This window comes from uncultured Desulfovibrio sp. (assembly GCF_944324525.1).
GTDB lineage: Bacteria > Desulfobacterota > Desulfovibrionia > Desulfovibrionales > Desulfovibrionaceae > Desulfovibrio.
Genome location: NZ_CALUWS010000001.1, coordinates 39,021 through 52,641 on the forward strand (window position 1 = coordinate 39,021; position 13,621 = coordinate 52,641).

Genomic DNA, 13,621 nt, shown 5'->3' on the forward strand with positions numbered 1-13,621 from the left:
CAGGCGCGCTAGAATATTACGGTCATCCATCCCTATTACTTCGGAGGACGTCATGCCCAACAAGACCCCTGTCACCAAATCAGGCGGCAAAAACGATAAGGAAAGCCTTGACGCCATTCGCCAGAAGCTCGTTCTCACCGGCGCGGACATCGTCGCGCTGGGTGAGGAAGCCGAGCTGCTTGTGGGCGGCAAAAACTACAATACGGCGCTCATCAGCCAGATCGAAGGCATCCAGGCTCCGTATTTCCGGGCCATTTCCTCAAAGGCCTTCCATCATCTGCTTGATGAAACCAAGGTGAGCGGTCGCGTTGTCCGCAGCGTAGTCGACAAGGAATACGGTCGTATCGATTGGAACGATCCCGAAATCAATCAGGATCCTGATTTTCTCCAGAAATTCGTGCGCCAGCTTGGCCGCCAGATCCATGATGCCGCCACGGCCGAGGCCGAGCAGGGGCACACCAAGCTGCGCACCTTCATCAATAATGTGGTGGACGGCTTCGCCACTTCTCCGGAAGGCATCGACCAGCTGCGCAAGCGCTCGGTCATGGTGCAGGCCGCCATTTTGTCCGTGGATCTGCCCGCGGATGTGAATACCGCCGTGCGCGGCGCCTATCAGGCCATTTGCGCGGATAACGGCGACGACATGACGCCGGTGGCCGTGCGTTCCTCCGCCGCGGGCGAAGACTCCCGCAAAAAGGCCTTTGCCGGCCTGCAGGACACCTATCTCAACATGGTCGGCGGGGACAAGGTGGTGGAAGCCTACCACTGGGACTGCGCCTCGGCCTACAATCTGCGTTCCATGACCTACCGCCGCGAGGCCATCCTGGATGCCATCGCCCGCGCCGAAGAGACCGGGGATGAATCCATTGCCGAAACGGCCAAGAAAGAATGGGCCATCGAAAATACGTCCCTGTCCGTCTGCATGATGCAGATGATCAATCCCGTGGTGTCGGGCACGGCCTTCTCCGCTGATACGGCCACCGGCTGCCGCGGTACGGACCGCAAGGATCTGGTCAGCATCGATACGAGCTACGGTCTCGGTGAGGCCGTGGTGGGCGGCAAGGTGACGCCCGACAAGCTTTATGTCTTCCAGCGCGATGACGGCAGCGACGTGGTCATCCGTCAGATGGGCTGCAAGGACATGAAGATCGTCTATGACGAAAAGGGCGGCACCCGGGAAGTGGAAGTGCCGGAACTGGAAGCCCTGCGCTGGGCCCTGTCGCTCAGCCAGGCCGAGCGGGTGGCCAAGGGCGTGCGCGCCGTGAGCAAGGCTTACGGCGGCATGATCATGGACACCGAGTTCTGCATCGACGCCAACGACAAGCTTTGGTTCGTGCAGGCGCGTCCTGAGACCCGCTGGAACGAAGAGCTGGAAAACCATCCCACCACCATCTTCATGCGCCGCCGGGAGGTCGATCCCAAGGCTGCTGCTGCCGCCGAAGTGCTGGTGGAAGGCAACGGCGCGTCCCGCGGCGCGGGACAGGGCACGGTGCGCTTCCTGCGCTCGGCCCTGGAGCTGAACAAGGTGGAAAAGGGCGATGTTCTGGCGGCCGAACGTACCGACCCCGATATGGTGCCGGGCATGCGCGTGGCCTCGGCCATCATGGCCGACGTGGGCGGCGATACGAGCCACGCGGCCATCACCTCGCGTGAACTGGGCATTGCCGCCGTCATCGGCATCCAGCGTCTGGACGTGCTGCGGGCCCTGGACGGTGCGGAAGTGACCGTGGACGGCACGCGCGGCCGCGTGTACCGTGGCCTGCTGCCGCTCAAGGAAGTGGGCGGCGAGATGGACGTGGCCCAGCTGCCCGTCACCCGTACCAAGGTGGGGCTGGTGCTGGCCGACGTGGGGCAGGCGCTCTTCCTCTCCCGTCTGCGCAATTTCCCCAAATTTGAAGTGGGCCTGCTGCGTGCCGAATTCATGCTGGGCAACATCAGTATCCATCCGCGCGCGCTGGAAGCCTTTGACAACGGCGAGCTGGAAAGCATCGTGCAGGCCAAACTGCGCGAGCTGGCGGGCAACCTCTCCAAGGTGCTGCGCGAGCAGATGGCCGCCGGTCTCATCGTCTTCAATTTCAACCTGCGCGAATATGTGGGCGAGATCACCGGTCTTTCCGCTGAAGCCGCGGCCCTTGCGGCGACGGATACCAGCGCCAATGCCGAGGAGGTCCTGCTGCTGCACCGCAAGATGCGCGAACTGGATCACAAGATCGACCAGCATCTTGAAATCGCCTCCCGCCGTCTGGAAGTGCTGAAGACCTCCGACGATCTGGCCGACCATGTGCGCATCATCATGGGCTATGACGACGAGCTGGCCCTGCTCAATCCCGCCGATCCCGAAGAGGCCAAGCGCATGGCCGAGATCGAGGCCAGCGTGGCCGACCGTGTGGAACGCGTGAAGGATCTGCCCGCCGTCAAGTCCCTGCTGGAGAACATCGGGCGTCTGCGTGAGGAAGTGAGCCTGCGCGCCGGTCTCAAGAAGGAAATGGATGACGTGCGCAATCTGCCCAACAAGATCCGCGCTCTCATCAAGGCCCGCGGCTACCGCACCGGCAAGGAGCACTATGTGCAGACGCTGGCCCAGAGCCTGGCCCTCTTTGCCATGGCCTTCTACGGCAAGACCATCGTCTACCGTACCACGGACTTCAAGAGCAACGAATACCGCAACCTCATCGGCGGCAGCCTCTTCGAGCATCATGAAGATAACCCCATGCTGGGCTATCGCGGCGTTTCCCGCAATATCCATGACTGGGAGATCGAAGCCTTCAAGCTGGCCCGCGGCGTCTACGGCGGCAGCAACCTGCAGATGATGCTGCCCTTCGTGCGCACGCTGGAAGAAGCCCGCTCCATGCGCAGCTATCTGGAGCAGGTGCACAAGCTCAAGAGCGGCGAGGACGGCCTGAAGATCATCCTCATGTCCGAGATTCCGTCCAACGCCATCCTGGCCAAGCAGTTCATCAGCGAGTTCGACGGCTTCTCCATCGGTTCCAACGACATGACGCAGATGGTGCTGGCGACGGATCGCGACAACTCCCGTCTGTCCCATATCTACGACGAAGAGGATCCGGCGGTGGTCTGGGCCATCCTGGTGAGCATCTTCGCCGGGCAGAAGTATCGCAAGAAGGTGGGCTTCTGCGGGCAGGGCGTCTCCAACAGCGTCATCCTGCGCGGTCTGGTGGCCATCGCGGGCATCGTTTCCGCTTCGGTGGTGCCGGATACCTACTTCCAGACCGTGAAGGACATCGCCGCGGTGGAAGCGGAGAACATCCCCACTTCCCGTCTGGGCGAATGGCTCGGCCAGCAGCATCACAAGCACCTTGCCGCGCTGATGGAAGAGGCCGGTTACGGGCATATCCTCAAGAAGTACACCCTGCCGCAGGATATCCAGGAGTGGTACGAAGGCGAACTGCAGCGCCGGCACGAGCAGCTGCGCGAGCATCTGGATACCCCCAAGGAAGACTTCTACCGCACCGAGCTGGAAAGCTTCCGCTCCATGTTCCACAAGCCCGTCATCTACGCGACGTGGGATTGGAGCAGCACCGTGGAAGATGCCTTGCATCAGGCGGGCTTTGCCTCCTTTGAAGAACAGGCGGCCGCTCTGGAAGAATGCCGCAAGATGGACTTCTAGTCGGCTGTTCTGAGTAAGACATCTGCAAGAGGGAAGAGGAAATCCGACAGCGGTTTTTCCTCTTCCCTCTGTCTATTTTGGTGGCTTCTCGGAATAACATCCAATTACTGTATGCTGGAGGGACCATGCCTGCACCGTTGATCAAGCCTATTTCCTGCTCTGTTGAATGGTTGGTGTCCGATATCGACCACGGCAACCTTGGCCTTCCTGATATCCAGCGACCTTTTGTCTGGAGCAATGCGCAGGTGCGGGATCTGTTTGACTCAATGTTTCGCGGGTATCCCGTTGGTTTTCTGCTTTTCTGGGCTGCACCTTTCAATTCGGGGAATCGTCAGATCGGTAGCCTGGGGCATGGTACGGATAATCCGTCACTTTTGATCATTGATGGACAGCAACGGCTCACTTCATTGTATGCAGTGATGAAGGGAAGGCCTGTTCTGGACAAAAATTTTTCCGAGCGGCGCATAAAAATCGCATTTCATCCTGAAAAAGGCATTTTTGAAGTATCCACACCTGCTTTAGAGCGCAGCCCGGAGTGGATAAGCGATATCTCTGAGCTATTTGTGCGGTCTGGCAGCAGTCGTAAGCATATTAATAACTTTTTGGATTGCTTGAAAAAGAGTCAGGGGGAAATCAGTCCTGAGCGTGAAGAGGTCATGGCGGAAAATATTGAACGCCTGCTTGGTATCAAATCGTACAGCTTTTCCGCGCTTGAGATCGACAAGGAAGCTGACGAGGAGCTGGTTTCCGACATTTTTGTCCGGGTAAATAGCGGAGGCCAAAAGCTGAACCAGTCAGACTTTATCCTGACGCTCATGTCTGTTTTTTGGGATGAGGGAAGGGCCGCGCTGGAAAACTTTTGCAGAGCTTCGCGCATCCCAAGTGCAGACGAGGGGAGTCCATACAACTATTTTTATGCGCCGGATCCCAGCGATTTGTTGCGGGTCAGTATTGGTCTGGCATTCAAGCGTGCGCGTCTGAAATATGCTTATCAGGTCCTTCGGGGAAAAGATTTGGAAACAGGCGACATGACGCCAGAACGGCGAGAAGCGCAGTTTTTGCTGCTCAAGGAAGCACAAGGCAAAGTCCTTGCGCTACAGAACTGGAAGGATTTCCTTCGCTGCCTGTATACCGCCGGATTTCGCAATGAAAAAATGATCACGTCCGGCGTCGGACTGATATATGCGTACACTTTTTTTCTTATAGGAAAGTACGATTATGCACTTTCTGGCGACGCGCTCCGGCTGGTGACTGCTCGCTGGTTCTTCATGAGTTCACTTACTGCTCGTTATTCAAGCTCTCCCGAGTCCAGGATGGAGCAGGATCTTGCCAACTTGCGAGGCATTCAAAACGGATCGGCCTTTTTGGACCATCTTAATCGTGTCATTCGCGATACGTTGACCGATGACTACTGGAATATCACATTGCCCAATGAACTTGCCTCGGCTGCCGCACGGAGTCCGGCACTCTATGCGTACTACGCCGCATTGGTTCTGCTGGATGCCCATGTCCTGTTTTCGGATCTGAAAATAGCGGATATGTTGGATGGAACAATGAGGGGCGGAAGAGATGCTTTAGAGCGCCACCATCTTTTTCCAAAGGCGTATCTGCAACGCATCGGCATAGACAGCGATCGCGATAGAAACCAAATCGCCAATTATGCGTTGGTCGAATGGGATCGCAATGTCGACATTGCGGACGATGCGCCTGCCGACTACTTCCCCAGACAGATGGCCAAGCATACGCATCGCCCGGAAATTCAGGAGGATTTACGGCTGCACGCCTTGCCGGAAGGATGGGAATCCATGCAATATGCTGACTTCTTGGAAAAAAGACGCATCCTGATGGCTCACATCATGCGTGAGGGCTTTGAGAAGTTGCAGCAAGTGTCCTGCCCGGAGTCGAGTTGAGCGCTGACCGTCCAGCCTCTCGGTAAAAGCACGCTGGGGAAGAGATAGGAGGCTTGGGGGGAAGGATGACGAGAATGCCTTTTCTCGCTTCGCTGCGAAAAGGCTGGGCCCTTCCGCACTGACGGTGACCCAAAGGGCGGCCCGGAGGGCGTATCCGTTAGGCGAGGCAGGAGCCTTACGGACATCGACAGCAGATCGCTGGGTCCCCCTTCCCTCCCAAATCTTTCGAGCGGTACGAAAAAGCCACCCGGCAAAGGGGTGGCCTATTTTGGGGTGCCAAATCGATCGTGCCGTTATGGTGCTGCCTTGTCTGCCTTCTCCTTCTTTTCCTTGGGGGGCTTGCAGGCGCGTACGGCGGCATCCAGTCCCTTGTCGGCAAAGGCGAAGACGACCTTGAGCGCCCGGTCGAGAGCGTCGTCTATGCGCGTCTGATCATCGGAAGCCGGGCGGCCGAGCACCCAGTTGCTCACGTCGCCGCGGACAGGCGGCCGGCCTATGCCGATGCGCAGACGGTAGAAATCCGGCGTGCCCAGCTGCTGCGTGATGGACTTCAGGCCATTGTGGCCCGCATTGCCGCCGCCCAGCTTGAAGCGCAGTTCCCCCGGCGGGATATCCAGCTCGTCATGGGCTACGAGCAGGCGGTCAGGCGAGACCTTGTGCCAGGCCAGCAGCGGCTGCACGCATTGCCCGCTCAGATTCATGTACGTTTGCGGCATGGCCGCCAGCCAGACCCCGCCCAGCAGAGGCGAGCGCAGCCGCCAGAGGCGGCAGGAGAACTTGCTGCCGCTGGCTTCCTGCACATCGCCTCCCTCACGGGAGACGGCCCGCAGAAGATTCTCCACCAGAGCAAAACCGCAGTTGTGGCGCGTGCCGTCATAGGACGGGCCCGGATTGCCCAGGCCGACCAATACACCGGAAAAATCCATACTCAGTCCTTTGGTGCTGCATAGCCGCATTGCAGCGGCAGATCCAGAGCACAGGCGTTCAGGGCTAGAAAAGCCGCCGCTTCGCGGGCCGTCCCGCGCTGCATGAGCAGCATGTGCCCGCCTGTGGGAAGAAGGTGGAGCGCCTTGTGCGGCGCGTCGAGCCGGTCAAGCGTGGCCTGCAGGATATCGGGAGTGAACAGGGCGTCATTGCGCGCCCCCAGAAGGAAAAACGGCCGGGCGGTCATTTCGTTGAGCCGGAGCGCCAGAAGGTCCGCCAGCAAGCCCAGCGGATAGGTGAGGCGGCGTCCGGCAAGGGGCAGATCGATGGAACCATGTCCGGCAAGCAGGCGGCGCGGGGAAAGATAGCTGAAAAGCGGCAGGGGAAGCGCGGGAAATCGCCGGGCCAGGCGCAGCAGTTTCTCCTGGATGCGGTGGCGATGGGCGAGCAGGGGGGCGAACAGCGTGAGCCGCATGATGTCGTCGTGCTGGGGAAAAACGGCGGAAACGGCAAAAAAGGCGGCCACGCCGTCAAGCGGGGCAAATGCGATGTGACGGCCGTTCCCGTCGGGCAGGCTGCCGCCGCAGGCCAGCGCCAGCGTCATGATGCCGCCCTGACTGTGTCCGCACAGCAGGAGAGGGCCGCTGTGCCGCTGCCGCAGATGGACGACCGCTTGCCGCAAGTCGTCCAGCAGCTGCGGCAGGCGAAAGGAGAGTATGTGACGCGTAGCGCCATGCCCCGTAAGATGCAGGGCCGCCACAGCAAGGCCTTGCTCGTAAAGCGCGTGCAAAAAGACGCGGTACTGCAGCGGGCCGAGCATGGTGCCGGGCACAAAGAGCACCGTGGCTGCGCCCTCGCGCGGCCAGTAGTCCAGAAGCGCCCCGCCCTTGTGGGAAGAAAGCGGCACGCGCCGGAAGGCCGGGCAGAAGGGGGATGGGGTGAAAGCTATGGGCATGCGGAAAAAAGGGCCGGCTCCTTGTGGGGAACCGGCCCGAAAGAACAGAGGAAAAAAGGCTTACTGGGCTTCACCTTCGGCAGCTTCGCCCTTGACCTTGGACTTGTCGATGATGCTCACCAGCGCGTAGTTCTGATCGAACACGGCGGAAACATTGGCGGGCAGGGGAAGGGTCTCAATGGTCACGCTGCTGTTGATGTCCATATCCGTGACGTCGATGGTGATCTTGGCCGGCATGTCCATGGGCTTGGCGCTGAGGCGCACGACTTCCCGGTAGGTCTCCATGACGCCGCCCAGCTTCACGCCGCGGGACACGCCCACATATTCCACGGGCACGTCCACCTTGACTTCCTTGTCAAGATCCACGCCGTAGAAGTCGATATGGGTGAATTCCTTCTTGTAGGGGTGCATCTGCACCTGCCAGAAGAGGGCGGGATACACGGTCTTGGTGCCGTTGTCGTCGATCTCCAGATTGAAAACGGACGTGCGGCCCATTTCGCCATACAGCTTTTCCACGGGCAGGGAAGGAACCTGAACAGCGATATTCTTGCCATCGGCCGTATAGAACACGCCGGGGACGAGGCCCTGGGCGCGCGTACGACCCGCCGGGCCCTTGCCGCTGTCTTCACGTTTCTGCACGCTCAACGTCTTTTCAATGCTCATTGTCTTCTCCTTCACTGTCTACCGCTGCGAGGCGGGAAACACTCGTATTTTTTATGAAACGGGGCAAGGGCTCCCGTATTTCACTAGACGAACAACACGCTTACCGAGGAACCGGTATGGATGTTGTGGATGGTTTTGCCCAGAAGGGCCGCCACGGAAACGACCTCCAGCTTGGGGCAGGCGGCCAGCTTGTCGCCCAGCGGGATGGTGTCCGTCACGATGACGCGGTCCAGGGCGGCGGTATTGTTGATGCGCTCGATGGCGGGGCCGGACAGCACGGGGTGAGTGGCGCAGGCGATGATGCGGGAAGCGCCGTACTTGAGCAGCACTTCCGCGCCGGCGCACAGCGTGCCGGCGGTGTCGATCATATCGTCGACCACGATGGCCACCTTGCCCTCCACCTCGCCGATGACGTGCATGGCCTGCGCCTGATTGGGCTTGTCGCGGCGCTTGTCCACGATGGCCAGCGGGGCATTAAGGCGCTTGGCGTAAGAACGGGCGCGCTCCACGCCGCCCGCGTCGGGCGAGACGATGACGATGTCGTCATTTTCGCTGTATTTGCGCAGGGGATCCATCATGACCGGGGTGGCAAACAGATTGTCCACCGGGCAGTCGAAAAATCCCTGGATCTGGCCTGCATGCAGGTCGATGGTCACCACGCGCTCGGCGCCGGCCGTGCTGATGAAGTCGGCGACCATCTTGGCGCTGATGGGCGCGCGCGGGCTGACCTTGCGGTCCTGCCGGGCGTAGGCGTAATAGGGGATGACGGCGGTGATGCGGCCGGCGCTGGCGCGCTTGAGGGCGTCCAGCATGAGGCAGAGTTGCATGAAGTTGCGGTTGACGCTCGGCGGACAGGTGGGCTGCACCACAAAAACGTCGTCGCCGCGCACGTTGTCGCCGATCTCTATGCGCAGTTCGCCATCACTGAAGGTCGTGGCAAGGGTAGGGGTAAGCTGGCAGCCAAGATGGTTGCAAATGGCCTTGGCCAGATCGGGGTTGGAGGAGCCTGTGACAATCTTCAGATCGCTGAACATCATCTGCGTGCCTTTGCGCCGTAGGGGTTATGTGGCTGGGATGGAAGGGTTCGAACCTTCGTGTGACGGAGCCAAAACCCGTTGCCTTACCACTTGGCGACATCCCAGCAAGTATCAGAGCGTCTGCACATATGTGCGCCAGCCGTCTCCCGTCAGTGCGGCGCGGGCCTTCTCCGCCTCTTCGGAGGCAATGAGGCCGACGACCGCAGAGCCGCTGCCGCTCATGACAACAGCCCATGCCCCGTAACGCGTCAGGGCCTGCCTGACGGCGGTGATGACCGGATATTCCCGCGCAACGGCTTCTTCCAAATCATTACGCATGGCAAGAGCATGGCAGCGGCGAAAGCAGGCCGTCGCCGCTATGCTTATGTCCGGCATGGTCGAGAGAGCTGTTCCTTTAGCCTGCATCGTGGCATTTGTCAAGCCCTCGTCGTCCGCTTGCCTTACTTTGGCGAGCGCATCGTAGGCGCGATAGGCCCACGGCGTGCTGATGCGCTCTTCCGGGCAGACGAGCAGCAGGCTGGTCCCCGGCAGATCCACGGACGCCGGTTCGAGGATCTCCCCGATGCCCCGTACGCGGCAGGGGCCGCCCTGCAGGAAAAAGGGGACATCGGCGCCCACGCGCAGCGCCACGCGGGCAAGGACCTCCGGCGCAAGGGGCGCGGGGCTGGCCGCGTCGAGCCAGCGCAGCAGAGCGGCCGCGTCGCTGCTGCCCCCGCCAAGGCCAGCTCCCGAGGGGATGCCCTTGTGCAGCCGTACCCGCAGGGCGGGGAGCGGCAGGGGACTGGCCTGGCCGTAGGCCGCGTAGGCCTTGGTCAGCGTATTGTCGGCCGGATCGAGGATGCCGGCGTCGCAGGAGACGGCGATACCGGGCTCGGCCTCGTCCATGACGGTCAGCTCCAGCAGGTCGTTCGGCTCGGACAGCGGCAGGAACAGGGAATCCAGCTCATGATAGCCGTCCGGGCGGATACGGGTGATGCGCAGACCGAGATTGACCTTGCAGCCTGCCGTCAGGCGCAGGGGGGAGGCCTCCTTTCCGGCAGCCTGCGGCTGGGGATCGCGGACGGACATCAGAGGCTTTCCACCGTAAAGTGATCGTTGGTGTACACGCAGATCTCCGAGGCGATGCGCATGGCCTCCTGCACGATGTCCCGTGCCGGCAGATCGCTGTGCCGGAGCAGGGCGCGCGCGGCCGAGAGCGCGTAGGGGCCGCCGCTGCCGATGGCCGCCACGTCGTCATCCGGCTCGATGACGTCGCCCGTGCCGGACAGCAGGAGGATATGCTCGCTGTCGGCCAGCAGCAGCATGGCCTCCAGCTTGTGCAGGTATTTGTCCTTGCGCCATTCCTTGGTCATCTCCACGGCGGCGCGCACGAGATTGCCGCGAAATTCCTTGAGCTTGGCTTCAAAGAGTTCAAAGAGGGTGAAGGCGTCCGCCGTAGCGCCGGCAAAGCCGGCCAGCACCTTGCCGTCATGCAGCCGGCGCAGCTTGCGCGCCGAGTGCTTCATGATCATGTTCTGGCCCAGGGTCACCTGGCCGTCTCCGGCCATGGCCACGATGCCGTCCTTGCGGACGGCCAGTATGGTGGTGGCATGCGTTTCCATCAGTCGTCTTCCCACATTTCCTTGCGTTCCTTGTATACGGCTTCCAGACGCTTGAGCAGGGGGGCGTCGGCAGCGCCGCGGGCCTTGGCCCGGGCCTCTTCCACATAACGTTTGGCCTGCTTGCGGCGATTGGCGTAAATGGCGCTGTAGGCCATATGCACATAGGCGGCGCCTGTGCGGCCCGAGCGGCCCAGCGAACGGGCATAGGCCTCATGCACGTCGGCCTCCTCGGGCACCTGCCGCAGGACATCCTTGTAATAGCGGTCCGCCTGGGCGGCCCTGCCGGTCTCGTCCAGCAGGCGGGCATAAAAGAAACTGGCCATATAATCCCGCGGGTCAAGCTGCATGGCGCGGGTCAGCAGAGGTTCGGCCTTGCTCATGTCCCCTTTGCGGTAATGGAAGGCCCCGGCCTCGCGCAGCACGAGCGGATCAGCGGGAGCGGCGGCCACGGCGGCGTCAAAATGCCGGGCGGCCTGGACCACATCGTTACGGCGGGCATGCACCATGCCCCGGCCCATGAGCGAGAGGGCGTCCTTGCCGCGGAAACGTTGCAGGGCGGCCTGTTCGTCGCCGTAGCGGCCCCAGAGCAGGGTCTGCACGCGAAGGAAGCGGCTGTTGTCCGTACGGCGGTTGCGGATGCTCTCCTTCATGCCCGTCACCCGCGCCATGATGCCGTTGATGCGGTCGCCGATGTCCGGATGCGTGGAAAGATAGGCCGGCACGCTGGCGCCGCTCATCCAGCTTTTCTGGCGCAGGACCTTGAAGCCGCCCGCCATGCTCGCCGGAGCATACCCGGCGGCCGTGAGGTACTGCAGGCCGATGTGGTCGGCTTCGTTTTCATCCAGACGGCTGTAATTGAGCATGGCCGACTGCCCGGCCCCCAGCGCGCCCACGGCCAGCGCCCCGCCGCCCGAACCGCCGGCGGCGATGCCGGCCACGGCCAGCAGCAGGGAGGCGATGCTGACCACCTGCGCCCGTTCCAGACGCGTGGCCACATGGCGCTGCGTGACGTGGGCCAGCTCATGGGCGAGCACGCCGGCGAGCTCTCCCTCGCTGTTGAGGTTCATGATCAGGCCCGTGAAGACGTAGACATAGCCGCCGGGCACGGCAAAGGCGTTGAGCTGCGGATGCAGGATGACCCCGGAGCGGAAGGTGAAGGGCTGGGGCGGGATGGCCTTGACCAGACGACGCACCAGGCCCTCCACATAGTGGCTGACCTCCGGGTCCTGCACCAGCGGCAGGTTGGAGCGGATCATGGTGTCGAACTTCCGCCCCATCTTCTTTTCGTCCTTGAGGGAGACCCCTCCGAAAAAGAAGGCGTGGGCCTGTCCGACGGCAAGCTGCCAGACCAGCAGAACAAGGAGGGCCATCCGAAGTCCCTGTGCGCAGCAGGTGATGACGGTTCGCATGGACCCTCCTTTCAAGTAGTGGATGAAGAGGGGAGGCCGCTTCAGGCGAGATCCCACTGCTGCCCCTGCGGAGTATCCCGCACCAGCACGCCAAGGGCGGCCAGCTCGTCCCGCAGGCTGTCGGAAAGGGCGAAGTCCTTGTTGCGGCGGGCCTCGGCCCGGCGGCTCATGAGCTCTTCCACATGCGCCGTATCCAGATTCCTGCGGCGGGCCTTCTGATCGCGCATGGCCGTCAGGAAGGCCGTCGGGTCCTGCCCGAACAGGCCGAGACGGGCGTTCCAGTCGCGGACGCGGGTCAGGAAGTCCTCGAACAGATCCCGCGCCCCTTCGCCGGCGCGCAGGCTCTTGTCTTCCAGCAGACGGTTGACCAGACGGATCTGGGTGAAGATGTGCCCGAAGGCCTGCGCGCTGTTCAGGTCGTCGTCCAGGGCGGCCGTCACGGTCGGGCCGAGCTGCTGCCATTCCGTGAGCAGGTCGGCGGGCAGGGCGATCTTTTTCCAGCTGGAGCGTTCACGTGCCGCATGAACTTCGCGCAGGCACTCGTAGATGCGCTGCAGGGCGCGCTCGGCCTCGTCCATGGCTTCGGGGCTGAAGTCGATGGGGCTGCGGTACTGCTTGCCCAGCAGGAAGAAACGCAGCGTCTCCGGCAGGTAGCCGTCCAGGATGTCGCGGATGGTCTTGAAGTTGCCCAGCGACTTGGACATCTTTTCGGCATTGATCTGCACAAAGCCGTTGTGCACCCAGAAGCGGGCCAGCTCGCAGCCGCAGGAGGCTTCCGTCTGCGCGATCTCGTTTTCATGGTGGGGGAAGACAAGGTCCTGACCGCCGCCGTGGATATCCAGCGGCAGATAGGGCTTGCTCATGGCCGAGCACTCGATGTGCCAGCCGGGCCGCCCCTTGCCCCAGGGGCTTTCCCAGAAGGGTTCGCCGGGTTTGGCGGCTTTCCAGAGGGCGAAGTCCAGCGGGTCTTCCTTTTCCTCGCCGGGGGCCACGCGCGCGCCGGCCTGCAGATCGTCCAGACTGCGGCCGGAGAGCTTGCCGTAGGGCGGATAGGCCCGTACGCGAAAGTAGACGTCCCCGGAAGGGGTGGCGTAGGCCTTGCCCTGTTCGATGAGGCTCGTGCAGATGTCCTGCATCTGCGGGATGTAGTCCGTGGCGCGCGGCTCGTGGTCGGCGCGCAGGACATTGAGGCGGTCCATATCTTCATGGAAGGCGCGGACGTAGGTCTCGGCCACTTCCTTCCAGTCCCGGCCTTCCTCGTTGGCGCGGCGGATGATCTTGTCGTCCACGTCCGTGAAGTTGCGGACGAAGGTCACTTCCAGGCCCTGCGCGCGCATGTGGCGCACCAGCAGGTCAAAGACGATGGCCGAGCGGGCATGGCCGATATGGCAGTAGTCATAGGCGGTGATGCCGCAGACGTACATGTGCACCTTGCCGGGACGCAGGGGGGTGAAGGTTTCCTTCTTGCGGGTAAGGGTATTGTAGAGCTGCATG

10 protein-coding genes and 1 tRNA gene are annotated in these 13,621 nt (G+C 61.9%); 2 read left to right on the forward strand and 9 right to left on the reverse strand.

Annotation, left to right across the window (positions count from 1 at the left end; genetic code table 11):
• Window positions 1–52: 52 nt before the first annotated feature.
• Both Q0K12_RS00170 and Q0K12_RS00175 read left to right on the forward strand, forming a co-directional pair.
• Window positions 53–3,628, forward strand: coding sequence for a PEP/pyruvate-binding domain-containing protein (locus Q0K12_RS00170; RefSeq protein WP_297259324.1), 3,576 nt, complete (start codon window positions 53–55; stop codon window positions 3,626–3,628).
• Between the two features lie 125 nt (window positions 3,629–3,753).
• A complete protein-coding gene (locus Q0K12_RS00175; RefSeq protein WP_297229289.1) occupies window positions 3,754–5,538 on the forward strand; it encodes a DUF262 domain-containing protein in 1,785 nt (594 codons plus the stop codon).
• A 293-nt stretch (window positions 5,539–5,831) separates the two neighbouring features.
• On the opposite strand, the gene pth is transcribed toward Q0K12_RS00175, so the two are convergent.
• The 9 genes from pth to cysS form a co-directional block, all read right to left on the reverse strand.
• Entirely contained in the window at window positions 5,832–6,464 is a 633-nt protein-coding gene (gene pth, locus Q0K12_RS00180) for an aminoacyl-tRNA hydrolase (protein ID WP_297259325.1), read from the reverse strand.
• Window positions 6,465–6,466: 2 nt separating this feature from the next.
• Window positions 6,467–7,417, reverse strand: a complete 951-nt coding sequence (locus Q0K12_RS00185; RefSeq protein WP_297259327.1) for an alpha/beta fold hydrolase — start codon at window positions 7,415–7,417, stop codon at window positions 6,467–6,469.
• A gap of 60 nt (window positions 7,418–7,477) precedes the next feature.
• Window positions 7,478–8,080 (reverse strand): 50S ribosomal protein L25/general stress protein Ctc, encoded by a 603-nt coding sequence (locus Q0K12_RS00190; RefSeq protein WP_297259329.1) that lies wholly within the window; start codon window positions 8,078–8,080, stop codon window positions 7,478–7,480.
• 83 nt (window positions 8,081–8,163) lie between these two features.
• Window positions 8,164–9,114 (reverse strand): ribose-phosphate pyrophosphokinase, encoded by a 951-nt coding sequence (locus Q0K12_RS00195; RefSeq protein WP_297228051.1) that lies wholly within the window; start codon window positions 9,112–9,114, stop codon window positions 8,164–8,166.
• A 32-nt stretch (window positions 9,115–9,146) separates the two neighbouring features.
• Window positions 9,147–9,221, reverse strand: a tRNA-Gln gene (locus tag Q0K12_RS00200).
• Between the two features lie 7 nt (window positions 9,222–9,228).
• On the reverse strand, window positions 9,229–10,185 hold the full coding sequence (gene ispE / locus Q0K12_RS00205) for a 4-(cytidine 5'-diphospho)-2-C-methyl-D-erythritol kinase (RefSeq protein ID WP_297259331.1): 957 nt from the start codon (window positions 10,183–10,185) through the stop codon (window positions 9,229–9,231).
• Window positions 10,185–10,718 (reverse strand): ATP-dependent protease subunit HslV, encoded by a 534-nt coding sequence (gene hslV, locus Q0K12_RS00210; RefSeq protein WP_296303556.1) that lies wholly within the window; start codon window positions 10,716–10,718, stop codon window positions 10,185–10,187. Before hslV ends, ispE begins: the two co-directional genes overlap by 1 nt.
• Window positions 10,718–12,127, reverse strand: a complete 1,410-nt coding sequence (locus Q0K12_RS00215) for a M48 family metallopeptidase (RefSeq protein WP_297259333.1) — start codon at window positions 12,125–12,127, stop codon at window positions 10,718–10,720. The genes hslV and Q0K12_RS00215 overlap by 1 nt, the downstream gene beginning before the upstream one ends.
• Window positions 12,128–12,168: 41 nt before the next feature.
• Window positions 12,169–13,620 (reverse strand): cysteine--tRNA ligase, encoded by a 1,452-nt coding sequence (gene cysS / locus Q0K12_RS00220; RefSeq protein WP_297259334.1) that lies wholly within the window; start codon window positions 13,618–13,620, stop codon window positions 12,169–12,171.
• Window position 13,621 lies beyond the last annotated feature (1 nt).